The 23,063-nt window shown below is 39.9% G+C and carries 22 protein-coding genes; 9 read left to right on the forward strand and 13 right to left on the reverse strand.

Translation table 11 applies throughout. From position 1 onward, the window contains the following. Positions 1 to 26 precede the first annotated feature (26 nt). From FTT77_RS06435 to FTT77_RS06450, 4 genes are all read right to left on the reverse strand, one after another. Positions 27 to 716: a hypothetical protein gene (locus FTT77_RS06435; protein WP_168379306.1), complete on the reverse strand. Its 690-nt coding sequence runs from the start codon at positions 714 to 716 to the stop codon at positions 27 to 29. Positions 717 to 726: 10 nt separating this feature from the next. Further along, complete coding sequence (locus FTT77_RS06440; RefSeq protein ID WP_180048963.1) at positions 727 to 2,787, reverse strand: hypothetical protein; 2,061 nt, start codon at positions 2,785 to 2,787, stop codon at positions 727 to 729. 245 nt (positions 2,788 to 3,032) lie between these two features. Then, positions 3,033 to 3,602 (reverse strand): dCTP deaminase, encoded by a 570-nt coding sequence (dcd, locus tag FTT77_RS06445; protein WP_005008040.1) that lies wholly within the window; start codon positions 3,600 to 3,602, stop codon positions 3,033 to 3,035. Positions 3,603 to 3,714: 112 nt separating this feature from the next. Beyond that, positions 3,715 to 4,308: a LysE family translocator gene (locus FTT77_RS06450; protein ID WP_078192265.1), complete on the reverse strand. Its 594-nt coding sequence runs from the start codon at positions 4,306 to 4,308 to the stop codon at positions 3,715 to 3,717. A gap of 437 nt (positions 4,309 to 4,745) precedes the next feature. Here FTT77_RS06450 and FTT77_RS06455 point away from each other — a divergent pair, with 437 nt between their 5' ends. The 3 genes from FTT77_RS06455 to FTT77_RS06465 are packed head-to-tail and all read left to right on the forward strand — an operon-like array spanning position 4,746 to position 8,234. Then, the gene (locus tag FTT77_RS06455; RefSeq protein ID WP_168379308.1) at positions 4,746 to 5,753 is read left to right on the forward strand and encodes a TAXI family TRAP transporter solute-binding subunit; all 1,008 of its coding nucleotides are present in this window, start codon (positions 4,746 to 4,748) and stop codon (positions 5,751 to 5,753) included. Beyond that, positions 5,731 to 6,225 carry a DUF1850 domain-containing protein gene (locus tag FTT77_RS06460; RefSeq protein ID WP_257222191.1) on the forward strand — a complete coding sequence of 165 codons (495 nt, stop codon included), beginning with the start codon at positions 5,731 to 5,733 and terminating at the stop codon, positions 6,223 to 6,225. Before FTT77_RS06455 ends, FTT77_RS06460 begins: the two co-directional genes overlap by 23 nt. Beyond that, entirely contained in the window at positions 6,222 to 8,234 is a 2,013-nt protein-coding gene (locus FTT77_RS06465; protein WP_180048964.1) for a TRAP transporter permease, read from the forward strand. The genes FTT77_RS06460 and FTT77_RS06465 overlap by 4 nt, the downstream gene beginning before the upstream one ends. A 501-nt stretch (positions 8,235 to 8,735) precedes the next feature. Here FTT77_RS06465 and apbC read toward each other — a convergent pair. Continuing rightward, entirely contained in the window at positions 8,736 to 10,007 is a 1,272-nt protein-coding gene (gene apbC, locus FTT77_RS06470; protein WP_180109090.1) for an iron-sulfur cluster carrier protein ApbC, read from the reverse strand. A gap of 346 nt (positions 10,008 to 10,353) precedes the next feature. Between apbC and FTT77_RS06475 the strand changes: the two genes are divergently transcribed. Then, positions 10,354 to 10,692, forward strand: coding sequence for a hypothetical protein (locus FTT77_RS06475; protein WP_180025844.1), 339 nt, complete (start codon positions 10,354 to 10,356; stop codon positions 10,690 to 10,692). Between the two features lie 49 nt (positions 10,693 to 10,741). Here FTT77_RS06475 and FTT77_RS06480 read toward each other — a convergent pair whose 3' ends face one another. Beyond that, the gene (locus FTT77_RS06480; protein WP_180025845.1) at positions 10,742 to 11,140 is read right to left on the reverse strand and encodes a hypothetical protein; all 399 of its coding nucleotides are present in this window, start codon (positions 11,138 to 11,140) and stop codon (positions 10,742 to 10,744) included. A gap of 242 nt (positions 11,141 to 11,382) precedes the next feature. Beyond that, positions 11,383 to 12,177, reverse strand: coding sequence for a hypothetical protein (locus FTT77_RS06485; protein ID WP_180007599.1), 795 nt, complete (start codon positions 12,175 to 12,177; stop codon positions 11,383 to 11,385). A gap of 171 nt (positions 12,178 to 12,348) precedes the next feature. On the opposite strand from FTT77_RS06485, the gene metG reads away from it, so the two are divergent. After that, the gene (gene metG / locus FTT77_RS06490) at positions 12,349 to 14,406 is read left to right on the forward strand and encodes a methionine--tRNA ligase (RefSeq protein ID WP_180007517.1); all 2,058 of its coding nucleotides are present in this window, start codon (positions 12,349 to 12,351) and stop codon (positions 14,404 to 14,406) included. Between the two features lie 290 nt (positions 14,407 to 14,696). Here metG and FTT77_RS06495 read toward each other — a convergent pair whose 3' ends face one another. The 5 genes from FTT77_RS06495 to FTT77_RS06515 all read right to left on the reverse strand — a co-directional run bounded on the left by FTT77_RS06495 (position 14,697) and on the right by FTT77_RS06515 (position 18,187). Next, positions 14,697 to 15,284 (reverse strand): DUF4375 domain-containing protein, encoded by a 588-nt coding sequence (locus FTT77_RS06495; protein WP_180007516.1) that lies wholly within the window; start codon positions 15,282 to 15,284, stop codon positions 14,697 to 14,699. 294 nt (positions 15,285 to 15,578) lie between these two features. Then, entirely contained in the window at positions 15,579 to 16,259 is a 681-nt protein-coding gene (locus tag FTT77_RS06500) for a GNA1162 family protein (protein WP_180007515.1), read from the reverse strand. Further along, entirely contained in the window at positions 16,256 to 16,612 is a 357-nt protein-coding gene (locus tag FTT77_RS06505) for a DUF4810 domain-containing protein (RefSeq protein WP_180007598.1), read from the reverse strand. The genes FTT77_RS06500 and FTT77_RS06505 overlap by 4 nt, the downstream gene beginning before the upstream one ends. 33 nt (positions 16,613 to 16,645) lie before the next feature. Continuing rightward, the gene (locus FTT77_RS06510; protein ID WP_180007514.1) at positions 16,646 to 17,320 is read right to left on the reverse strand and encodes a CsgG/HfaB family protein; all 675 of its coding nucleotides are present in this window, start codon (positions 17,318 to 17,320) and stop codon (positions 16,646 to 16,648) included. Between the two features lie 243 nt (positions 17,321 to 17,563). Next, positions 17,564 to 18,187, reverse strand: coding sequence for a LysE family translocator (locus tag FTT77_RS06515; RefSeq protein ID WP_180007513.1), 624 nt, complete (start codon positions 18,185 to 18,187; stop codon positions 17,564 to 17,566). 171 nt (positions 18,188 to 18,358) lie between these two features. Between FTT77_RS06515 and FTT77_RS06520 the strand changes: the two genes are divergently transcribed. After that, positions 18,359 to 18,817, forward strand: a complete 459-nt coding sequence (locus FTT77_RS06520; RefSeq protein ID WP_168378581.1) for a DIP1984 family protein — start codon at positions 18,359 to 18,361, stop codon at positions 18,815 to 18,817. A 236-nt stretch (positions 18,818 to 19,053) separates the two neighbouring features. Here the strand turns inward: FTT77_RS06520 and FTT77_RS06525 are convergent, their stop codons facing one another. Then, entirely contained in the window at positions 19,054 to 19,257 is a 204-nt protein-coding gene (locus FTT77_RS06525; RefSeq protein WP_078191077.1) for an NF038215 family lipoprotein, read from the reverse strand. Between the two features lie 307 nt (positions 19,258 to 19,564). Here FTT77_RS06525 and FTT77_RS06530 point away from each other — a divergent pair, with 307 nt between their 5' ends. The 3 genes from FTT77_RS06530 (at position 19,565) to FTT77_RS06540 (ending at position 22,950) form a co-directional block, all read left to right on the forward strand. Next, on the forward strand, positions 19,565 to 20,113 hold the full coding sequence (locus tag FTT77_RS06530; RefSeq protein WP_180007512.1) for a TetR/AcrR family transcriptional regulator: 549 nt from the start codon (positions 19,565 to 19,567) through the stop codon (positions 20,111 to 20,113). Between the two features lie 6 nt (positions 20,114 to 20,119). Then, a complete protein-coding gene (locus FTT77_RS06535; RefSeq protein ID WP_078192276.1) occupies positions 20,120 to 21,769 on the forward strand; it encodes an MFS transporter in 1,650 nt (549 codons plus the stop codon). Positions 21,770 to 21,831: 62 nt separating this feature from the next. Next, complete coding sequence (locus FTT77_RS06540) at positions 21,832 to 22,950, forward strand: HlyD family secretion protein (protein WP_180007511.1); 1,119 nt, start codon at positions 21,832 to 21,834, stop codon at positions 22,948 to 22,950. The last annotated feature ends 113 nt before the right edge of the window (positions 22,951 to 23,063 follow it).

Genomic DNA, 23,063 nt, shown 5'->3' on the forward strand with positions numbered 1-23,063 from the left:
ATATCCTTATATTCAGTCACAGCTGATTAACAGCGACCTGCACCATTTCCAGTGCAGTTAAAACTGAAGATGTTTAACTTTCCACTCATGTGCATGTTGCCGTGCACATTAACACCCATAAATCCTTGTTCTGAACCACGATCAAAATCAGGCACAGCTAAAGTTGAAGTTGTTCCATCAGCTTTCTTTTCGGTATAGGTCGTATAAGTACTGGTATTCTCATAACCTTCCTTACCTGTCGTACCTGTTTCCACCGCCAACGTAGCAAAGCCTAAATTCCTAATTTTTAATGGCTTATCATCATAAAATGTCAACTGCATAGCCGTTTGTGGATTACCTTCACGATTGATAATCGTCACACCATCTAGTGAAAATTGATCGATCTGTAACGTTCCTTGAAACTGTTTAAACACCAACCATTTCTTATTACCATTTGCATCCACATGATTATTGGGCGCAAGTGCTAAGCGACAAAACTCATTGGATGAACATTGATATCCATAAAATGCTTGCGTTGTTTTACCATTCGCATCCATGATTGATATGTTGTTTTTTGACATATCATTGGCATATTGATGATTTAAGGAAAGTGTCCAACTGAGATCTGCACCGCCTTGACCGGTTGCAGCGGTAAGTTCCCTATTATCCATAGACACTAAACCTGCATGAGTTTGTGTCAGTGCAGCACAAACAACAGCGCATAAAATTTTATACATGTGATTTCTCCTACAGCCCTGTTGTTCTTATTTTTAAGTGCTGAATCAATACGCCATCTATGGCAACAGATCCTAAATTCGTGCTTTGTCCATTGACACCTTTAAACACCACACCTGTCGCAGTATCCGTACTTTTTGCATTCAACAGATTACCAGGCAAGCGCTCTACTGTACCGATCGCAATGCTACTGTGTGTTGCATTACGTCCTTGATATAGTGCTGTCGCATCTGAAGAGTTTGCTTTTAACTCCGTGCCACAACTATAGACGTTACAGGTTGATCCTTTAAAGTCTGAGGCATTTAAACCCGATGTACCTGTGGTATTACCAGCGATATCCGTATAGTAAGTATAAATTTTACTGTAAATAGAAGGTACATTTGGAATACGTGTCACTTCCAAAATAATATTTCGACCTTCTGAACCCACAATAAAGGGCTGATACATATTTCCTAAAACTAAATTGATATTTGGGCTATATAAATATAGACCTTCAGTTTCATGAAAGATTGGAGCTGCAGATCGATCCATCGCTGGTGTCGCTGCTGTTCCATCATCCAATTCAGGGCGTGCAGCTGTACTGATACGCATGCCGCGAGCATCCAAATCTCCATCATTGATACTCAGTGACTCAGCACGATCATTGGTATTAATACGAATTAAACTGGCTAAACCTAAGGTTTGGTTGTAATTTGTATTTGTAGATTTTAGGGTTTGAAAAATTCGAACTTGTGAACCATTAAAACTCAGGCCATTCGCAACAATTTGAGTACGTAAACGATAGTCTTTATCTAAGCCGCTAGTCGGCGCACCGGTAATCGGATCGACGACATTACTTGAATTTAAAGACCGTGAAAATACATCCATCCACAAACCAAGCTTGATGTTGTTAGATGCATCATCTGCCGCAATTTTCTTTAATGGTGCCTCAATCGCTAAGTAACCAACATTCCCCTTATTATCTTTCGCAAATTGTTCAACATCTTGATTACCCGCATGGAAAAGCCATGGGTTTTCTGCTGTACCCCAATTAAATCCTTGGTCTGTATAGCGCGTTGCTAATGAACTTTTGCCATTTTTATCTTTGCTATTGGACAGGGCTAAGCCATATATAAATACATCTGCTTTCGATCTGAGGCTCGATACGGTCGCAGTCGAGGCAATTTGTTTTGCTGTAATTTCAGCATTTTTTTTCACCGTTGCTAATGCTGAATCACTCGCCTTTTGAGCTTCAAGCTTGGCATAGTCCGTTGCCAACTGATTGAGGGTTTCTGCAGCTTTGGCATTTAACTGAGCATCTTTTGTTGGATCAATAAGATTTGAACGTGTAATTTTTCCTGAGACATAATTTTTATAAAACGTAGACCCAGTAGGTAAATTACCCGTACTATTGTTACCGTATAGTAACTCAATCATTTCATAGGTATTTTTTAAAGCAGCAGCTTGAGACTTTTCTTTTAACCACGGTGTAATTGATTCTTTCGTTGTACCATCATCTTCTAATTTCAAACCAGACGATGAACCATCATAATAATCTGCATAACGCTGATCGTAATATGCCTTCATCGTTGGTGATTCAAGATAAGACTGTACTAATCGGCCACGATATTCTGTTGAATATGTTGCGATGGTTTCATTGGTTACTCGTGTAGCATTATTGGTCTCATAGGTGCTTTTAGAACTTAAGAAAGTGGAGTCATAAACACCGTTATAGCCCGTAACTCGGCCTTGCTGATAGGCATCAACATATGCAGCTTTATAGATTTTATCGTAAGCACGCTGGCCTAATTGTTCATAGTTTTCACCTGTAGGAATAATCCGAATAAAACCTGTATCGCTTTTCCCTGGATCAACCATACCAGACGCATAACTAGAAGCCGTAGAACGGTCATTTGGCCCTTGAAAGACCATTTTGAAATTTTCTAAAGTGAGTGCAACACCTTCACCTGTTGTGGCTGAAAGTGCTTCATCTGATAAATCTTGAAGCGCATAAACAGATGGTGCAGCAAACATGCTGACTGCGGCTGCTAAGCAACTCTGGCGGAATAACTTAGCCTGGGTGAATTGAGTCATCTCGACCTTCCTTTTATCAGATGCTCTGCATCTCTCTTATATTTATTCCTGAGAACTGGCTTTGATGTTATTGTCCATTTATTCCTTAAATGGAGACTTGTGATAGACCAGTCACTTAACTTTTTATTATGCTGAATAATTACTCAATTGCAAAAACTTCCCCACCGAATGGTCTATTTTCCGATGAATGACCCAACAAAAAAGCGGGCTAATTCGCCCGCTTTTTTTAAACTAAATCCGAAGGATTAAGCTTTCGGTAAAGTCACACCGGTTTGACCTTGGTATTTACCACCACGGTCTTTATAAGAGGTTTCACACACTTCGTCTGATTCAAAGAACAACATTTGTGCGACACCTTCACCCGCGTAAATACGTGCAGGCAAGTTGGTTGTATTCGAAAATTCTAAAGTCACGTGACCTTCCCACTCTGGTTCAAGAGGCGTCACATTGACAATAATACCGCAGCGAGCATAGGTTGATTTACCCAAACAAACGGTTAACACATTACGTGGAATACGGAAATATTCGACTGTACGTGCTAGTGCAAACGAGTTTGGCGGAATGATACAAACGTCTGATTCGATATCAATAAAGCTTTTATCGTCAAAGTTTTTAGGGTCAACAATTGCTGAATGAACATTGGTAAAGACTTTAAATTCACGAGCACAGCGCACGTCATAACCATAGCTCGACACGCCATACGAAATAAGCTTTTCGCCATTTTCATCATAACGGACTTGGTTTTCTGCATACGGTTCAATCATGCCGTGTTTTTCGCTCATTTCGCGAATCCAACGATCAGACTTAATAGCCATTTATCTCTATCCAAAAACTTAAATCAATTATTGCGTGGTACTTTAACTGAAATCCAACTTAATGAAAATAAGCTTTGCCGAACTAAGCGGATTTAGTCATTTTCAAATCAATTTAAAGTTTTAAAATCGCAGAATAACTCAGTGGTATCGAAAAACTAACCAAGACTAGCGATGCTGTTCGTTGTAAATTGGCTTGATTGAGCCAACTAATTTTATTCGATGCCAAAACTGAACCAAGGAAGGTCCAAAAAAATGCAATAGGAACGATCAACAACAAAAAGATCAGCATGTGAGCTACATAATACTGCGCATTTTGCCAAGCCAATGCAGGAAAAATCGCAGATGCGAATAATAATGCTTTGGGGTTTAATAACGTCGCAACAAAGAGTTCGCGTGCACGAATGCCCTTTTGATTAAAATTTTCAGCAACAGTTGCTGTACGCCATAATCGCATAGCCAAAAATAGAATATAGCCAGCACTAAACAGTTTTAAAATGGTCGGCAGTAAAGGCAGATGTACGGAAATTTTACCAATGAGAAAACCCCATAGGCTAATCGAAATAAGATAACCAAAGGCTTCCGCTGGAATGAGTCGGAATGATTTACGTAGCCCAACTTGAATACCCGAAGATGCGAGTAGCGTATTGGTTGGTCCCGGCGTTAACAAAATACTGATAACTAGACCAATAAAAAACCATGAAATCATACTTTGACCTCAAACTTAATCCGCGAAGATTAATTCAGTTGTTTCGTATTAGCAAAATAAAAAATAGAAATGCTTATAAAAAACTCCTTATTTAATTATAAATTCAGTAACTTAAATAGAAAAAACAGAACCTTAGCTGAACAGTCATTCAGAGCACCTTACAATTCAAAGAAATAGTTTGAACTTATATTTATAAAAGAAATTTCACATGATTCCATGTATACCCTACAGTTTTTACACGTAACAAAATATTATTAAAATAAACGATATAGCTCCATGCCATTCTTACGCATAACCATTATTTATTGGAGACTAAAAAATCAAAAAAAAATACTTTTCAAAAATAATTGATTAAGTTATGTTCAATTGAGTAGTGGAAATTAAAATTAAAACTCATCAAATCAATATTCAAAATTTATGTGTAAAAGGACGTTTCTATGAACCAATGGACAAAACTCACGTTACTCTCGGTTACTTTGGCGTGTATTACTGCTTGCTCAAATGATCAATCTACTTCAAAAAATACCACGGAAGGAAAAAGCGCAGAAACTGCTACATCTGACAAACTTCAAACCAAGTTCGTAACCATTGCAACTGGTGGGGCATCAGGACCTTACAATGTGATTGGGACAAGTCTTGCAGAAATTTATAACAAAACCTTTGGTGTAAATTCTAAGACTCAAACTACAGGTGCATCCGTCGAAAACTTAAACCTTCTGAAACAGAATAAAGTTGAAATGGCATTTGTTATGAGTGACAGCTTAACAGAAGCACTGAACGGAACAGGAAGTTTCGCAAATGGTAAAGTTGAGAATGTCAGCCAAGTCGCAGCGCTTTATCCCAACTACGTACAAATCGTAACCTCTAAAAAATCAGGGATCAAAAATATCGAAGATTTGAAAGGTAAACGTATCGCTGTAGGTGCACAAAATTCAGGTGTAGAAGTAAATGCACGTACACTGTTGAATGGTTTTGGAATCACCTATAAAGATATTAAAGTTGATTATTTGGGCTATGCTGAAGCCGCTGATGCTTTAAAAGGTGGCAAGCTTGATGCAGCATTCCTGACTAGTGGCATTCCAAATTCATCACTCATGGAACTTCAACAAAGCTTTGATCTACAGTTGGTTTCAATCAATGCAGATAAAGTCAAAGAAATAGCTAAAGATCAAAGTTATTTCTTACCGATGATTATTCCAAAAGGCACATATGGCAATACTGCGGACATTCAAACTGCCGCAATTAAAAATGCATTAGTTGTTCGCACAGATATATCGGATGATGATGTCTACAAACTAACAAAAACTTTCTTTGACAGTTTGCCTCAATTGGCAACTTCACACCAAGCAGCAACAGAAATCACGCTTGAAGGTGCTCAACAAGGCCTTGTAGCGCCTCTACATCCAGGCGCGAAACGCTACTATGATGAAGTGGCTAAAAAATAATAAGCTTCAAAAAAATGCAGTTTATACTGCATTTTTTATATTGTTCTTCTTAATCTATGCTAGCTATCCAACACTGTATACGCAGGTTAGAGTTGAAACTGATATATGCAAAATTTCAACTGATCAATTTGATTTACAGTGGAAGCATTCAGTAGAAAAGACGGCTTGGTCTGAACAATATCAGCGTCAAAAGAATACGTTTTTACTGCGCCACACCGATTTGATTTCATTTGGTGCAGGTACACCCTCAAATTATCCCATTGAGTTTCAAAAAAATGGTGTGATTAGAATGCGGGTCAATCAAAATATAGATGAAATCAACTGGGTGATTTCTAGAAATATGCAAGGCACGATCCTCGCTGACCAAAAAATTTGGTCTATTTTTCAAAGTTACCCAGACTATAGTTTGGTCAACATCTCGGTTCAATATCAACCCAAATGGAAGTCTTGGTGGATTGGAGAATGCCTATGAATTCCAAAGAAGATAAAGTTGTATTAGAACAACTCGATGAGAAACAACAACAAGCCATATTAGAAAAATTTGATCGGGAATCTGTTACTCGAATCAATATGAGCAAATCTGTTACCTACTTTGTTGCATTTGTAGCGATCTTTTATTCATTATTTCATTTATTTATTACGTTTAATCCTTTACCTGAGTTAATACAGCGTGCAGCCCATGTCGCTATTGGCCTAGCACTCATTTTTTTACTCTATCCAGCTCGTCAAACAAGCTCCCGACAGCATATTTCACTTCTCGATTGGTTCTTGGCTTTGCTTTCCATCTTCAGTTTTTTATATTTATGGAAAGAATATCAATCTATTATGACCACTCGAGGTGGTATTCCAAATACCTTAGATATCGCGTTTGCAATTATGAGTGTGGTATTAGTCATAGAAGCAACTCGCCGGGTCATGGGGTGGATGTTGCCCATTTTAAGTTTAATTTTCCTGACCTATACATTTATCAGTCACTTTGATTGGATGCCAGATCGATTACTTACTCGCCCTTATACAATCAGCGACATTTTCGGACATATGTATTTAAAAACCGAAGGCTTATATTCTTCGGCAATTGGTGCATCCGTCACCTTTATTTTCTTATTTATCCTTTTTGGTGCTTTTCTTGCAAAATCAGGTATGGGGAAATTATTCAATGATCTTGCCATGGCGCTGGCTGGACATAAACAAGGTGGGCCTGCCAAAGTTGCTGTAATTTCAAGTGGATTTATGGGCAGTATTAATGGCACTGCTGTTGCCAATGTTGTTGGTACAGGCTCATTTACTATTCCATTGATGAAAAAGATTGGTTATCACAAGAATTTTGCTGGTGCCGTTGAAGCCAGTGCATCCGTTGGTGGACAAATTTTGCCACCAGTCATGGGTGCGAGTGCCTTCATTATGGCCGAAACAACTGGCGTGAGTTATGGCACAATTGCACTAGCCGCCTTATTACCTGCTTTATTGTATTACCTTGGCGTCATGGCTCAAGTTCATTTCCGTGCGGGTAAAGATGATCTGAAAGGCGTACCTAAAGCTGATTTACCAAAAGTAAAAGAAGTTCTAAAAGAGCGTGGACATTTACTTATTCCAATTTTGGCACTGGTCTTTTTCTTATTTCAAAATATTCCTGTGAGCTATGCTGCTGTCTACACCATCGTCCTGACCATCTTTGTAGCAGCTATAAGAAAATCAACACGAATGGGTGTAAAAGATATTTTAGATGCGCTCGTTGATGGAGCCAAACAATCATTATCTGTGATGGCTGCTTGTGCTGTCGTTGGTATTATTATCGGCGTAGTAAGTCTGACAAGTTTTGGTTCAGTAATGACTTCTTCAATTATGAGTTTAGGTGCAGGTAGTCTCTTTCTCACTTTATTTTTGACCATGATTGCATCGATGATTTTAGGCATGGGGCTTCCATCTATTCCGGCCTATATCATTACTGCCACCATGGCAGCACCAGCACTCGCAAACTTTGATATTCCTGTATTAGTCGCGCATATGTTTGTGTTCTATTTTGGTTTATTTGCAAACATCACCCCACCAGTTGCCCTTGCCGCCTTTGCGGGCGCAGGAATTGCAGGCGGTGATCCAATGCGCACTGGGTTTCAGGCCTTAAAACTATCTCTTGCTGGTTTTATTGTTCCATTTTTATTCGTTTATAACCCTGCCATGCTGATGATTGATACCACCAATGTTGCAGTCAATGCTCGAGAATTTGCCTTTCCTGCATGGACAACTATAGTGAGTATTACTGTCACTTCAGTGATAGGAATTCTCGCTTTAGGCTCCGCAGTTGAAGGTTATTTCAAGACTTATCTCAACTGGTTCTGGCGTATTTTTTTAGGTGTGGGTGCGCTGTGTATGATTATTCCAGAAACCATTACAGATATTGTAGGCATTATCATGGTCATCATCGCAATTACGGTGAATATTATCACTGCTAAACGTAAAGCAAACCCGTCTCTTTCCTCCTAAAAAACCAATTAAAAAGCCCGGTAATTACCGGGCTTTTTAATTTCTTAGACTAAGGCGTACCCTCATTTGATGGGTGGGTTTTAATGACTTCAAATAATATTTAAAATTATTTGTTCCTCTATATTTTTTCAATGCTAAGCCCCTTGTAACAGAGGACATTTGGCAAAAAATCTAAGACACAATGCGTTTGTACAGTTACTGCCGTTCAGAGAATTGATCCTAGCCAAAATAATAGAAATATCGTGAAAGCTATTTTGTAAAAACTAAGTACAAACGCGACATCCTTTGATATGCCTCAAGAATTTTATCCTTAGCAGACGGCTTATAATCGCAGGAAAAATAAGAAATTGTGCAAATCGTTTTTTAGATGTGTAATTCATAGACATCGTTGAATGTCTAAAGTTCAGTACTCATAATTTTCAAACACTCCCAATACCACGTTATAAAAAATCTGGCACGAGGCCAGATTTTAATACGATCAACTTAAATTTCAGTTCACCCTTAGAAAATACGGTTTTTATCTTTTTCAGCCTGAGGTAATGCATCTGCAACTTTTTGTGCAATCGCCATGTAGCTTTCAGCAGCATCATCACCTGCTATCACAGATGGTTTCCCTGCATCGGCATTTTCACGAATTTGTAGATTCAGCGGTAAACGACCTAAGAGCGGAATGTCGTATTGGGCTGAAAGTTGGTCGCCACCACCTGTACCAAAGATTTGCTCTTCATGCCCACAGTTCGAACAGATGTGAGTCGACATATTTTCAACCACGCCCATCACGGGAATATGTACACGATTAAACAACTCAATGCCTTTGGTCGCATCCATTAATGCAACATTTTGTGGTGTCGTCACAATCACAGCACCTGTCACCGGTATACGCTGTGCAAGCGTCAACTGGATATCACCTGTGCCTGGTGGCATATCAATGACCAATACATCCAGATCAGGCCATAAAGTTTGGTTAAAGAGCTGCATTAACGCCCCCGTCGCTTTCGGCCCACGCCAAGCCACAGGGGTATTGTTATCACCTGTTAAATGGCCAATCGATAAGACTGCCAAACCATAAGCTTCAATTGGTACAAATTGTTCAGCTTCAATCATAGGCGTACGGCCTGCATTGCCGAGCATCGTTGGAATACTTGGACCATAGATGTCTGCATCTAATACCCCAACCTTTAAACCCAGCTGTTGTAATGCGAGCGCCAAGTTCACAGTGGTGGTCGATTTACCCACACCGCCTTTACCAGATGACACCAAAATGACATTTTTAATGCGTTGATGTTTCGGTACATCACGCTGTTGTGGAGCCGCTTTTTGAATCGGCGGATTATTCGGATCAACTTCAGCAGGTGCTTCAGGTGTTTTCGCAGACGCATCCACAACTGGAGGTAACTGACTTTTTGCTGCTGAACTTTCAGCTTTTTCATGGCTAGAACAGCTTTCGCCTTCTGCATGATGGTGACCACAACCACCTTCAGATTTATGCCCTGTTTTTTGTTGAATCACATGCATATTCAGCTCATTAATACCGCATTTTTCCAACGCATCAGCCAAATCATCATGAATTTTTTGTAAGTCATTAGCTTCTGAAGGAAAGGTGTTAATCGTAATCTGTAAGATCTGACCTTGCACATTGACCTGTGAAATACGGTCTTTTAAGGCATTATTTGAATTGGGAAGTACATAGTTTTGTAAAACCTGTTGGATTTCCTCTTCTTTCACCTCTTGGGAGGGTGAAAACACAGATTTTAGAGAAGAAAGCCACGACATTATGTTGTCTCCAAACAGGAAAATCAAAAGATAATAGCGATAGTTTACCTGTTCATTTGCCACAGAGTAAGAGGGAGATGAATGACTTATCCCTATAAGCTTATAAAGTTGAGTAATTTAGTCAGCTTTCAAACAATTTTTCTAGCGTGCGCCACTTAAAATGCCCGTGTAGTTGATCTATGCGGCTAAACCAAAGCCATTAAATTTGAATTGATTACATATCAACCATACTTTTACAGCGTAATTTCAGTTTATATTTCAGTCGTTTCAACAGAATAATCATAGCGATGGATGTGCAATCTAAAGGCACATTTTGTGCTTTTTAGTTTTTAAAATGGGGATGACGATGTATCCGAAGACTATCTATAAGAAGAATATTTATAAAACGACTTTATGTGCCTTGATGCTCCTGACTTCAGCAGCCTATGCAGAAATTGCGACTGAAGCCATTCAAACACCTGACCGACAAACTGTAGCGATTGGTGATAGCATCGATCTCATGCGCTCGCGTATGCAAGCTTCTCCGATGAAAATGGTGTCTTATCCGCTGCAAGAGAAAAATCTGCCTGCGAAACTAGCGGTAGATTACACCTATGAAATTGCCAATATGCGCTATGTGATTACCATAGTCGATGATCAAGTCAAAAATATTAAGACTGAAAATTTAGATGGATTAAAACAATGAATCCTAAAAAAGCCGCTCTTTATAGAACGGCTTTTTTCATCAAACCTAATTAAGCTTGGTCATCTTTTTTAAACTTATGCAGTGTGTCAGTGGCTTTCTTTTTTAACTCGTCAAATTTCTCTGTCGCCTGCACTTTTAGTTCATCAAATTTTTCGACAGCCTCATGTTTAAGTTCGGCTGCTTTGACTTTGGCTTCATCAAATTTATGACTCGCTTCTGCTTTTAACTGCTCTAGACGGTCTTTGGTTTCTGCATGCTGTTCTGCATGTTCATGTTTGGCCTCATTTAAGGCTTTTTCACCCTCAAGCTTGAGCTCTTCAACTTTATGCTTTGCACCATCGAGTGCTTTTTCGCCTTCTAGTTGCGCCTCTTTGGCCTTGAGTTGTATGTCATCACCGAGTTCTGATGCTTTATTTTTTAAATCATTTAATGTGCTTTCTGTTGTCATCTCGCTCACCCTATTCTCAGTTATTGTCTAACAATAGTTATAACGCGATTTGAAGCAGATACCTGAAATAGACGCATTTAGAAACAAATCAACCACAGGAAAACGCCATGTGATTGCCTATTTTCACAATGGCTTGATACAAATATGTATGGTCGATTTTACTCTATGCTTTTAATTTTAAAGGATGATGTAATGCAAAGAGATCAATGCCACTCCTATGCATTGATCTCTTGAAATTAAACTTATTTGCTGACCGTACTCATAAAGCTCACTGCGGAAAACAGCCAAATAAACAGGATGAAACTCCGTCCCTGATTAAAATGCGCGACATCGGTACCATGCAAAATATTATGACGGGTCATCGCTACGGTAGAGCTGTTATCCATTTGATAGGCCGCCAATTCGGCAAAATACGGATTTAACTCATTGGCAATTTTAGATTTGTGCCAAAGGCTTTTAATTTCACTGCCTTTAAGCCCCGGTACAATTTTATAGACATCGACAAATTTAGTGCCATTTTGACTTAAGAAACCCGTTTGAATCAGCACGTCTGTCAAGATGCCTTCAAGCTGTGCATATAACACTGGGATACAGCCTGCATGAATGTCTAATTTATACAGTTTAAACGCATCTAAAAGTACCTGACGGCGCGCTGCTTTATGTTCACCAATATTCAAAGCATCAAAGGCTTTCAACATTTCAGTTTGGAAAAACTCGCTATTGATGACATTCAGAAAATCAAAGTCTGCATCATTTTCATGTTGATGAAGCAGTTGCCAAAAATACAATAAATTTAAAGCATCATTCGCTACTTTCATTTCTACCGGCTGATCTAATTCATCGGCCAAAATATCGAAATAAGGCTCATCTTGTGCCAAATGACGCAGAGTTTGAATCAGTAAGGCATGTTCATCTGCTGAAATCTGTTCTAAATATTGCTGCGCATCTTTAATAATGTGATGCCCCAATTTATGACGCTGTTCATTTTGAGGAATACGAGTGATTGGCTGATCGTCTTCATAGTCATCTTCATACATGGGCTTGTTACTCTTAGGCATCACAGTTATGCCCTATTATCACTGTAATTGTGTCAGCAATATAGAATTTTTTACTTTTGCAAAGATTTCACCTATTCCCTTGTGCAAGTACTGGCTATCTCATGTAAAATTACAGCCCATTGCATAAATACGAATGAGAGAGTCATATCCGTGCGTAATATTTTAGTTACTAACGCCCTTCCATACGCGAATGGCCCAATTCATATGGGTCATTTACTCGGTTATATCCAAGCAGATATTTGGGTACGTGCGATGCGTGCAATGGGTCATAACGTGACTTATGTATGTGCGGACGATGCTCACGGCACAGCGATCATGCTCCGTGCGGAAGCAAACGGTATTACACCTGAACAGCAAATTGCCAATGTTCAAAAAGAACATGAGCGTGACTTTGCTGGCTTTAAAGTTGACTTTGACCATTACGACTCAACCAACAGCCCTGAAAACCAAGCACGCGCTTCTGAGATTTATATTAAGAACCGTGAAGCAGGCAACATTGCTGTACGCCCTGTTACGCAATTGTTTGACCCTGAAAAAGCGATGTTCTTGTCTGACCGTTTCATTAAAGGCACATGCCCAAAATGTAAAGCAGAAGACCAATACGGCGACTCTTGTGAAGTGTGCGGTACAACCTATAACGCAACTGAATTGTTGAATCCGAAATCGACTTTAAGTGGTGCGACTCCTGTAGAGAAATCTTCAGATCACTACTTTTTTAAACTGCCGAACTTTGGTGAATACCTACAAAAATGGACACGTGATGAAGGTCGTCTACCTGTGTCGATTGCCAACAAATTGGATGAATGGTTTGAAGCAGGTTTATCTGACTGGGACATCTCACGTGATGCACCTTACTTCGGTTTTGAAATTCCAGATGCGCCAAACAAATACTTCTACGTTTGGGTAGATGCACCGATCGGCTATATGTCGAGCTTTGAAAACTACATCAAGACCAAACGTCCTGACCTAAGCTTTGACGATTACTGGAAAAAGGATTCTCAAAATGAAGTCTATCACTTCATTGGTAAAGACATCGTTTACTTCCACGCGTTGTTCTGGCCTGCAATGCTTGAAGGTGCAAACTACCGTACCCCAACAAGCTTATTCGTTAATGGTTTCTTGACTGTAAACGGTCAGAAGATGTCTAAATCTCGTGGTACATTCATTAAAGCAGAAACGTATCTTGAGCATTTGAACCCTGAATACTTACGTTACTACTTCGCGTCTAAACTTTCTGACAAAGTTGAAGATTCTGACTTGAACCTTGATGATTTCGTTCAAAAAGTGAATTCAGACCTTGTTGGTAAAGTGGTAAACATCGCTAGCCGTTGTGCGAAATTCATCAACACCAAGTTTGATAACAAACTTTCTGCAACGTGTGCAGAGCCTGAATTGGTACAAAGCTTTATTGATGCAGGTGCATCAATCGCTGCTCAATATGAAGCACGTGAATTCTCTGCGGCAATCCGTGAAATCATGGCGCTTGCTGACAAAGCCAACCAATATATCGACGAGAAAAAGCCTTGGGCTTTAGCGAAAATTGAAGGCGAAGAACAACAAGTACATGACGTGTGTTCAGTAGGTATTAACCTATTCCGTCAATTGGCTGTTTACCTTGCACCAGTACTTCCTACCTTGGCAGCAGAAGTTCAAAGCTTCTTAAAATTAGAATCTTTCGACTTTGCGTCTGGTAAAACGATTTTGGTGGATCATGAAATTGCTCAATTCCAACCATTAATGCAGCGTGTAGATCCAAAAGCTGTTGCTGCTATGGTTGATGCGTCTAAAGACTCTTTAGCTGCACCTGCGGAAGCACCAAAAGCTGAGAAGAAAAAAGAGAAGAAAGCTGAAAAGAAACCTGAGCTTAAAGTTGGCGAAGCTGAAATTATCGGTATCGAAGACTTTATGAAAGTTGACTTACGTGTAGCGGAAGTTTTAGAAGCTGCTCACGTTGAAGGTTCAGACAAACTGCTTCAATTGACCTTAAATGTCGGCGAAGCTGAGCCACGTAACGTGTTTAGCGGTATTCGTGAGTTCTACCAACCTGAAGACTTAAAAGGCAAATTAGTGGTGATGGTGGCTAACCTTGCACCACGTAAGATGCGTTTTGGTATTTCTAACGGTATGGTTTTAGCTGCGGGTAATGGCGAAGGTGTTTGGGTAATTTCACCTGAATCTGGTGCTAAAGCTGGTGATAAAGTGTCTTAACTTTTAAGATTAAGATTGGAAAAAGCCTCTACGTTGTAGGGGCTTTTTTTATGCCTAAAAGTTCCCTCTCCTTTTAGGAGATGAGAAGCACTGCTTCGCAAGGTAACAAAAAATCTTTTGTTTACTTGATGGTGCGTCCATGTATCACAAGTGAACGGCGACATCCATGTCGCCTACCATCTAAAACAATGCTCTGTGACTAGTTCTGTTTTTTATGAAATCGAGCAAATCAGCTGTAAATTTTAGAACTTCAGCATTTGCCTTGTCGTATTGCAAAGAATCACTTTTAGCTACTCATATACTTTAAATAAATGATTCATTTCGACAAATTGACGTAGCTTTTGATCAAGTTGATCTGGAAACTCCCCAAAAAATTTATCCAACTGATCCAATTGAATACTTTCAGCTTCGGTGCTGTTTTTTAAAATATTAAATCTTAATCCTTGCTCAACTGGAACCTCTAAAGCACCAAATAATAGTATTTTCGCACTTTCTAATAATTCTAAACTTTCAAAAGCCTGTAACGCTTTTAGAGCTTGTATCGTTTCAGCATAATAATCGCCTGAGCTATTATGAAAATATTGATCAAATCCACCATTAAAAACTTCTGCAATTAATATTTTCACAACAAAATAGACTTGATTCTCAAAACTTAGTTTTTTCAAATCCGCTAAATCAGATACCTGCTGTGATAAATTCAACCAATATACATATTCTTCAGATGCTCTATATTTTTTCTCCTCATCGTAGTATTTCTTAGCTGCTTCTATTTGGTTTCTATAGCCTTTAGCACAAGGAACACATAAACCCTGATTCTTTATTGCCGTATCAGATAAAATAAGTGCTTTACAAGTCAAACAAGCAATTCTTGTTTCCATTTACACCTCCATATATTTTATGCTTGCAGATACACATTACCCTAAGCAACTTCCAATAATAAGATTATTCCTACTTAAAAAATAAAAATTTAACCAAAAATAATCACATTTATATTCGAGAAACGATCAATTTTTTTATTAAAAGGAAAAACAACCTAATGTATGCTAAAAACATCCACTATCTTACAAGCTATAAGAATTCCATGAAAAATATAAAACCCCTATTCTTTGCACGTATTCTCATCAACACATAAACATAACAACTAAAAAGCCCCTAACTAGAGGGGCTTTTTATTATTTCTGCGGACTTAATCCATTCTGCGCAAAGTTTGGCGAACGAGGCCCATACAACAAGCCCTTCTGCTCACTTAAACGAGGTGAATAAAGTAAATGACTAACTGTCCCAGACAACACATAAGCTTTATCGCTTAAATGATTCGAGATTTGGTCAACTAAAGCACCCACTAGCATACCGACTAAACCAGCATTATTGTTGCTGTTAGACAGCACTTGCTTTTCAGTTCCTTCCCAAAGTAACTCACCTGTTTTTAGATCAACTAACTTCGCTTCAACAGCAACCGTTGCAACAGTTTGAATAACTTGATACTTAGAACCGTATTCCTTCACTTTGACATAAAGCGCAGCATCAGCACCAAAGATTTCTTGAAGCTTTTTAGGGCTAATCGTTTGTGCATCTGCGCCGTTATAAACACCATTTTCTTTAAACATGGTGTCAACAACACTGATTGGAAAAACGTAATAGCCAGCTTCAGCTACTGGCACCGTCACAGTCGACCAGTAACTATTGGTTGCACGAGTATCAGGTGATTCATTCACAGGTGGCATCACCAAAATAGATTTTGGCATATTTGCAGTATAGGTACTTAAATCACGTGTATTTTTAGGTGCAGTTGCACAACCCGTTAATAAGCCAACAACGGCAGTAACTGTAAATAAAGTTTTTAAATGCTTCATTTTTTTGCTCCTGCTGAAGTTTGACCCGTCATTTTTTTCAATAAACGATCCATTAATACAGTCGACTCAGGATAGACCTGACGCTCAAGCTCAAAATATTGAATCGCACGCGGTGCATCATTCATATTTAGGTATTGCAGTCCCAAATGTGCATACAGTCCAGGCGGAACAGCTAAGTTTTTCGCCTTAGCTTTTTCAACGTCTTTTTCAAGTTTTAATACTTGATCTTGTGGCATCGCTTTCTCAGGCAAACTTAAAGATAAATAAGTTTGCTGTGGAAATTCACCCCAGCTGTACAATGACTTTGGCGCAGTTGCGCACCCAACCAAACTTAGCGAAATAAGACCGCTCATCAATAAAAAAATATGTCTCACAGCAACATCCTATTACTTGTTAGACCACTTGCCAGTCTGTAAATCAAGCACAAGATTATTCACTGCTTCACGTACAGCTAAATCTAAAACTTTACCATTTAATGTTGAATCGTAAGATGCAGTAGAGCCAAAGCCAAGTACTTCTCGTTCGCTGAGTGCGTACTCACCAGCACCTTGTACAGAGTGTACAATCTCAGCCGTTTTTACATCTACAATGTTTAGATTAACTTTTGCATAAGCAATTTGAGTTTTACCACGACCTAGTACACCAAAAAGCTGGTGATCACCCACTTCTTTACGACCAAACTCAGACACATCACCAGTTAATACAAAACGCGCACCTTTAATCGACTGCGCAGATTTACTGAATCCAGATTCCTGCTGTAATTCAGATAAATTATCGCGGTTAAGTACAGAGAAATATCCAGACTGCTGAAGATGCGTTTCTAAAATTGTTTTTGCTTGACCACCTAAACGATCAACATTATCCGAAAAAATACCACGCATATAGCTTGAGCGATTGTCAAATTTACCAATCGAAACAGGTGTTTTTACACCAGTATATTGAACCGCTGCGGTTGCTGCTGTGACTTGCGGCGCTTGTATAGTTCTAGAAGTCTCTGTTGTTGAACAAGCTGTTAAAGACATACACCCCAATGCAGCTATTAATAAAATTTTATTAGACATATCATCCCTCTGATATTTATATAAAAAGCATACAAATAATAACAGTAAATAACATGATAAATGAAGAAATTTACCCGTTTAATAGCAACAATATCGATCTAATTAACTTGTTTTTAACTCAGCTCTACCAACACATATAGCAGAATTAATACGCGACAGCCTGCAAAGATACATTTGACCTCAAAAATTTCAGCATAAAAAAGCCTCTATTCGTAGAGGCTTTTTTTGGGGAGCTAAGTTCAATCACTTCATCCCAAAAATCAGCTTTAACCCAAGCACTGTCATCACTGCCCCTGCTGCCCGATCAAAACCCGCTTTAAACTTCAAATAGACTTTACGTGGTTTTTCTGCTGACAAAGCCACAGCGACCAATGAGCACCACCCTGCATCGATAAAGAAACACAAAACTGGCAGTACAAAGTAAAAATACGTTGGAATCTCTTTCGGTAAAAGTGCCGTAAAAATACTGGCTAACACAATTGCAATTTTCGGATTCGACAACTGGGTAATTAAACCAGTGGTAAATGCACGACGGAGTGACATTTCCGAACTGCTCGCATCGCCTGCTTCGATGGGTTCTTTGGCATGTTTTATAATTTTAAATGCCATCCAAAGCAGATATAAACCACCACAAATTTTTAAAGCCAAATAAGCAGAAGGTACAGCCAATAAAAATGCCTGCAAACCCAATACCGCTAATAGCCCAAATATTGCAGCGCCTAAACCTGTACCAAGCGCGGTAAATAAACCGTGTTTACGTGAAATCGCAATGGAATTCTTCGCCACATAAATTGACGTTGGCCCCGGGCTCATTGCACCAAGTAATAGTGCTGCCGCAATCGAGCCTAATATCCAAAATGATTCCACTGTCACACCGTTTTCACTTAAATTCGTGGCAATTTTACAGATAGAATCTCTGAATTTCTCCCTATAATTTGCAGTGTTTATTTTAATTGACCAAATTTTTCACTATAAATAACTTGAATACCGCATTAATCCATCGCATGATCGCTAAAAGTACAAATTAATATCAAGACAATGAAATTAGCCGAAGCCCTACTTTTACGCAGTGACTTACAAACTAAATTGGCCTCGCTGCAACAACGAATCAATAACAACGTGCTCATTCAAGAAGGTGATGCACCCAGCGAAGAACCAAATGCTTTAATTCAAGAAGCATTTGCTGTAAATACAGAACTTTATGGCTTAATTGAAAAGATTCACGCCACCAACGCACAGGCTAAAACCAGTTCAGGACGCTGCATGCTTTCGGTCCTCAATGAACGTGATTTATTGACCCAACAGCATCGTATCTTGCAACAAGCGATTGACAGCTCACGCCGTGAAAATGGTCGTTATAGCTCAAGTGAAATCCGTTGGATTAAAACCATTGCAGTGGCAGATTTACAGAAACAAGCCGATAGCATTAGTCAGCAACTTAGACAAAATAACTTAGAAATTCAGGCATCCAATTGGCAAATAGACCTAATAGATTGACCTGATTTAATCAATTGAACCGCGGTTCATTCCAGTTCGGGCATACTGGGCGAGTACAGAGCCTTTTTAAATGTTTGTAAGGCTTTAATCCAACAAACTAAACTGCAGAAGTAAGACGTCTACTTCAAAATGTTCACACATGTGACGTAGCACACTGCATCTGTGACTCTTTACATGTCACGTCTCACTACCGTGTACTGACAGTATGTCCACCCTATTTTTGACGGATCTATCTGCTAGTCGTCATCCGCAGCGGCTTCATTGAGTGCAACATCCTCACGGGGTAATTTATAGTCATGGTCATTTACAGGGACACCACCAATGATCATGGTGCGATGTTCGTTTTGAGGACGATGCAATTCGTCAGTCGTATCACAACCCACCATCCAAAAACTGCACAGGCACAGCATAGGCAGCACAGCCCGACTTAATTTGCTCATTGGATGCCCTCCATTTTTATAATTATCTTGCTTATAAATTCAGCATAGCATTTTTGTGCAGATATTCACCTTATTTATCTGCCGATTTAGGGTCAATTGTCAGGAATTATGTCTCGGCGGTCTTTCCAATGCGGATGCAGATTGATGCCGATAGAAAAATATTTTCTTTTTAAAATAAATAATTTATTCATTTTCTTATAACCACATAGAAGACAAGTTACAAAACTGCTATCGAATACGATTTTACTTCGGACACTTTTGTCCGTTTAATAGCTAGATAAATTTAGAATGATGATGTCAAAGAATAATGTCCACACGTCAACAACTCGCTGCGCAAAACCGAGAAGTGCTTTTAGAAGCTGCGATTGAGGTATTCCGTATTCACGGGATCAATGCGCCTTTACAACTCATCATCAATCAGGCTCAAGTTGGACGTGCGACGTTTTATCGTAATTTTAATGACCGTCGTGAGTTGGTACTCGCCTTAATGCAAGCTGCCTTGAACCGACTTGAACAGCGTGCGCTTAATTATGCACAGTTCGATGATGGATTTATTCGCCTCATTCAAGACCATATTTATAATATTCCCTATCTCACGGCTTTAATGGAATATTGGCGTGTGATCGATCGGGATGATCCTGCCATGGTTGAAATATACCAACGACGTGATGCCATTTTGCAACCGATGATTGATCAGGCCATTCAAAATGGTCGCTGCCGAGCAGACTTTAAACCGGCAGACTATGCCATGGTCACCTCCATTTTACGTGCAGCTTTGCAAGGCCATACCGAGGCAGATCAGGAAAAACTCGCCAAACGTGCCGTGGAATTTTTACTACATGGTATTTGCGGGTAACACGTCATGTCCAAATCACCGCGTTTATTGGAACCTGCTCCGGATTGGACACCCGAAGAAAAACCGACTTTGCCCGGCTCTCCGGCTGCCATTGCACATCCCACCTATAAGCGTTTTTTATACTTCTTTATCGGTTTATTTGTTGCGATCTCGGGGAGTTTAAGTAATGGATTTATCACGGCAAATTTACCCCTTCTACAAGGTGAATATGGATTAACGCCTTCAGAAGCGGCATGGATCCCTGCGGCATTTGTTATGGCCAATGTCAGCTCTAACCTGATCTTATTTAAAGCCCGCCAACAATATGGACTTAGGCTATTTTCAGAAATTGGCTTGGTATTATTTATCGCGGTGATGGTGCTGCATTTATTTGTCCATACCTATGAAATGGCAATTTTTGCACGGGTGATCAGTGGCTTACTTGCAGCTCCACTCAGTTCGCTTGGGATGTATTACATCATGCAAGCCTTTAAACGTGCTCATTTTGGTCGTGGGCTTTATCTGGCTTTGGGCTTTCAGCAGTTGGGTATACCGCTGGCATGGATCATGTCGCCCTATCTGGTCGATGTAAATGATTGGTCTATTTTCTATACCTTTGAATTAGGTTTAGCCTTATGTTGTTTGGCGATGGTGGTCTCTCTAAAACTGCCACGCAGTCTACGTATCGAAGTGTTTGAAAAGCAAGATTTATTCACCTTTGCATTATTGGCACCCGGCTTTGCGTTGCTATGTATCGTGTTGACTCAAGGCCCGATTCTTTGGTGGTTTGAAGCTGAATGGTTGGCCTATTTACTCATCGCCGCTTTGATTCTTTTAGTTGTTGGTCTGACCTATGAACATTTTCGGGTCAACCCCCTTATTGTCACACGCTGGCTCGGAACATCGTCTACCGTGAGTTTTATTATTGGTGCCTTTGCCATTCGCTTTCTCATGTCTGAACAAAGCTATGCGGCAGTGAATTTTTTGAAAACCATGGGCATGGGACCCGACCAATTCGTTTCTTTTTATACCGTTGTGCTGATCGGAATTGTCTTAGGCACAGTGTTTAGTGCCCTGACCTTTTCCAAAGAAAAAATTGTGCTTCATCTGCTCGGTGCAGCAGGTCTCGTGCTCTTTGCCTGTGCACTGGATTACCACCTGACCAGTGATGTACGACCGCATGATTTTTATTGGAGTCAGTTTTTGGTGGGCTTTGCTAGTGGCATGTTTATTGGCCCACTTTTGCTTACAGGCATTGTCAGTGCTTTGCAAAAAGGCCCATCGCACATGGTGACGTTTATCGTGCTGTTTTCTGCGACACAGACCTTTGGGGGACTGGTTGGATCATCGTTCTTTTCGACCTATCAGCAAATGCGTACCCAAACTTATCAGGCACAGATTTATAATGATTTATCGCAAACCTCCCCTATAGTCGAACAGCGCCTACAACAATTGGCGCAAAGTGCGCATCAATATTCTTTAGACCCTAATTTAGATCAACAACAAGCCATACGTAGCCTTAATCAAACCATCACTCGAGAAGCCCAAGTTCGAGCCTATAACGATGTGATTTTTTTAAATGGCATATTCGCCGTTTTATTGTTGCTTTGGGGTTTATTGCTGATGGGCAAAAATAAATATCAATTACGCCAACAGCAACGCACGGATAGTAGTTAAAATTTTCCCGACTTAAACAACATAAGCAACCGCCCAATGACCTAATTGATATTGAGAACAACATGACCGAAGACCATAAACCCACTGAGCAAGCAGCACCGCAGCAACCACAAACAGCAACCGCTATGCCTGCGCCATCGAGCAAGCTTATTTCTACGCCGCAGCGTACCCTGGTTTTCATGTTGATTATCCTCTTGTTGGGGATTGCACTGATCTTATGGGCGTGGCGGATTGGTCCATTTCATAACAGTATCGAGTCGACTGAAAATAGCTATGTCAAAGGCAAAACCACGGTGCTTTCATCACAAATTAATGGTTATGTGAAAGATGTTTTGGTGACGGATTTTGATCATGTGAAAAAAGGTCAAGTGCTTATGCATATCGATGCAACGACCTATGATCAAAAAGTCACACAGGCTGAATCTGGGGTGGAACAAGCACAGAACTCACTTGCCAATCAAAGCCAGGCCATTGAACAACGCAGAGCAGATATTACGGCAGCCGAAGCGAAAGTGGACCAATCACGTGCGGCCTATGAATTAGCTCTTGCACAAATGACGCGCTACCAACAACTCGGCAATACTGGCGCTGCATCGAAATCAGAACAAGATAAAGCGATTGCAGACGCTAAAAATAGTTTGGCCCAACTTCATCAAGCAGAAGCCAATTTACTGGTTGCCAAAGAATCATTCAAAACTGCACAAGTTGCAGCGACAGGGCTTAAAGCGCAAGTGAATAGTGCTAAAGCACAATTTGATCAGGCAGTGACCACCAAAGACTACAGCACGATTGTGGCACCTATGGATGGTCAACTTGGCGAAGTCAGCCCGCGTATTGGTCAATATGTTGCGGCAGGCACTCAACTGATGTATTTGATTCCACAGCAGCGCTGGGTGACTGCCAACTTTAAAGAAACGCAAATTGCAGATATGCATATTGGTCAAAAAGCGTGGTTCAGCGTCGATGGCATGAAACATCAAAAATTTTACGGCAAAGTTGAGCAAATCTCCCCTGCGGCTGGTTCTGAATTTAGTGTATTGAAACCTGACAATGCCACAGGAAATTTCACCAAAGTCGTGCAACGCATTGCCGTGAAAATTGCGATTGATCCCAATCAACAAGGTTTGGAAAACTTAAGACCCGGTATGTCTGTCGTGACCTCTGTTGATGTTGCTAGTTAGCGGATGCTGGTAGTGAAGTGCATTAAGTAAAGTTGAGCTGAACAAGATGTAAAGGATTTCATCTTCCGCACCTACCGTTTTACAATGCCTACCTATTTGACCTCTAACCACCA

Source organism: Acinetobacter sp. YH01010 (assembly GCF_013420775.1).
Taxonomy (GTDB): domain Bacteria; phylum Pseudomonadota; class Gammaproteobacteria; order Pseudomonadales; family Moraxellaceae; genus Acinetobacter; species Acinetobacter amyesii.

What these genes read in the sequence shown, in the direction of transcription:
- FTT77_RS06525 (WP_078191077.1), bottom strand. Translation starts at nt 19,257, where the DNA reads ATGAGCAAATTAAGTCGGGCTGTGCTGCCTATGCTGTGCCTGTGCAGT.
- FTT77_RS06475 (WP_180025844.1), top strand. Translation starts at nt 10,354, where the DNA reads ATGTATCCGAAGACTATCTATAAGAAGAATATTTATAAAACGACTTTA.
- dcd (WP_005008040.1), bottom strand. Translation starts at nt 3,602, where the DNA reads ATGGCTATTAAGTCTGATCGTTGGATTCGCGAAATGAGCGAAAAACAC.
- FTT77_RS06540 (WP_180007511.1), top strand. Translation starts at nt 21,832, where the DNA reads ATGACCGAAGACCATAAACCCACTGAGCAAGCAGCACCGCAGCAACCA.
- FTT77_RS06480 (WP_180025845.1), bottom strand. Translation starts at nt 11,140, where the DNA reads ATGACAACAGAAAGCACATTAAATGATTTAAAAAATAAAGCATCAGAA.
- FTT77_RS06510 (WP_180007514.1), bottom strand. Translation starts at nt 17,320, where the DNA reads ATGTCTAATAAAATTTTATTAATAGCTGCATTGGGGTGTATGTCTTTA.
- FTT77_RS06440 (WP_180048963.1), bottom strand. Translation starts at nt 2,787, where the DNA reads ATGACTCAATTCACCCAGGCTAAGTTATTCCGCCAGAGTTGCTTAGCA.
- FTT77_RS06530 (WP_180007512.1), top strand. Translation starts at nt 19,565, where the DNA reads ATGTCCACACGTCAACAACTCGCTGCGCAAAACCGAGAAGTGCTTTTA.
- FTT77_RS06520 (WP_168378581.1), top strand. Translation starts at nt 18,359, where the DNA reads ATGAAATTAGCCGAAGCCCTACTTTTACGCAGTGACTTACAAACTAAA.
- FTT77_RS06435 (WP_168379306.1), bottom strand. Translation starts at nt 716, where the DNA reads ATGTATAAAATTTTATGCGCTGTTGTTTGTGCTGCACTGACACAAACT.
- apbC (WP_180109090.1), bottom strand. Translation starts at nt 10,007, where the DNA reads ATGTCGTGGCTTTCTTCTCTAAAATCTGTGTTTTCACCCTCCCAAGAG.
- FTT77_RS06465 (WP_180048964.1), top strand. Translation starts at nt 6,222, where the DNA reads ATGAATTCCAAAGAAGATAAAGTTGTATTAGAACAACTCGATGAGAAA.
- FTT77_RS06505 (WP_180007598.1), bottom strand. Translation starts at nt 16,612, where the DNA reads ATGAGCGGTCTTATTTCGCTAAGTTTGGTTGGGTGCGCAACTGCGCCA.
- FTT77_RS06495 (WP_180007516.1), bottom strand. Translation starts at nt 15,284, where the DNA reads ATGGAAACAAGAATTGCTTGTTTGACTTGTAAAGCACTTATTTTATCT.
- FTT77_RS06485 (WP_180007599.1), bottom strand. Translation starts at nt 12,177, where the DNA reads ATGTATGAAGATGACTATGAAGACGATCAGCCAATCACTCGTATTCCT.
- FTT77_RS06460 (WP_257222191.1), top strand. Translation starts at nt 5,731, where the DNA reads ATGATGAAGTGGCTAAAAAATAATAAGCTTCAAAAAAATGCAGTTTAT.
- FTT77_RS06455 (WP_168379308.1), top strand. Translation starts at nt 4,746, where the DNA reads ATGAACCAATGGACAAAACTCACGTTACTCTCGGTTACTTTGGCGTGT.
- FTT77_RS06500 (WP_180007515.1), bottom strand. Translation starts at nt 16,259, where the DNA reads ATGAAGCATTTAAAAACTTTATTTACAGTTACTGCCGTTGTTGGCTTA.
- FTT77_RS06535 (WP_078192276.1), top strand. Translation starts at nt 20,120, where the DNA reads ATGTCCAAATCACCGCGTTTATTGGAACCTGCTCCGGATTGGACACCC.
- FTT77_RS06450 (WP_078192265.1), bottom strand. Translation starts at nt 4,308, where the DNA reads ATGATTTCATGGTTTTTTATTGGTCTAGTTATCAGTATTTTGTTAACG.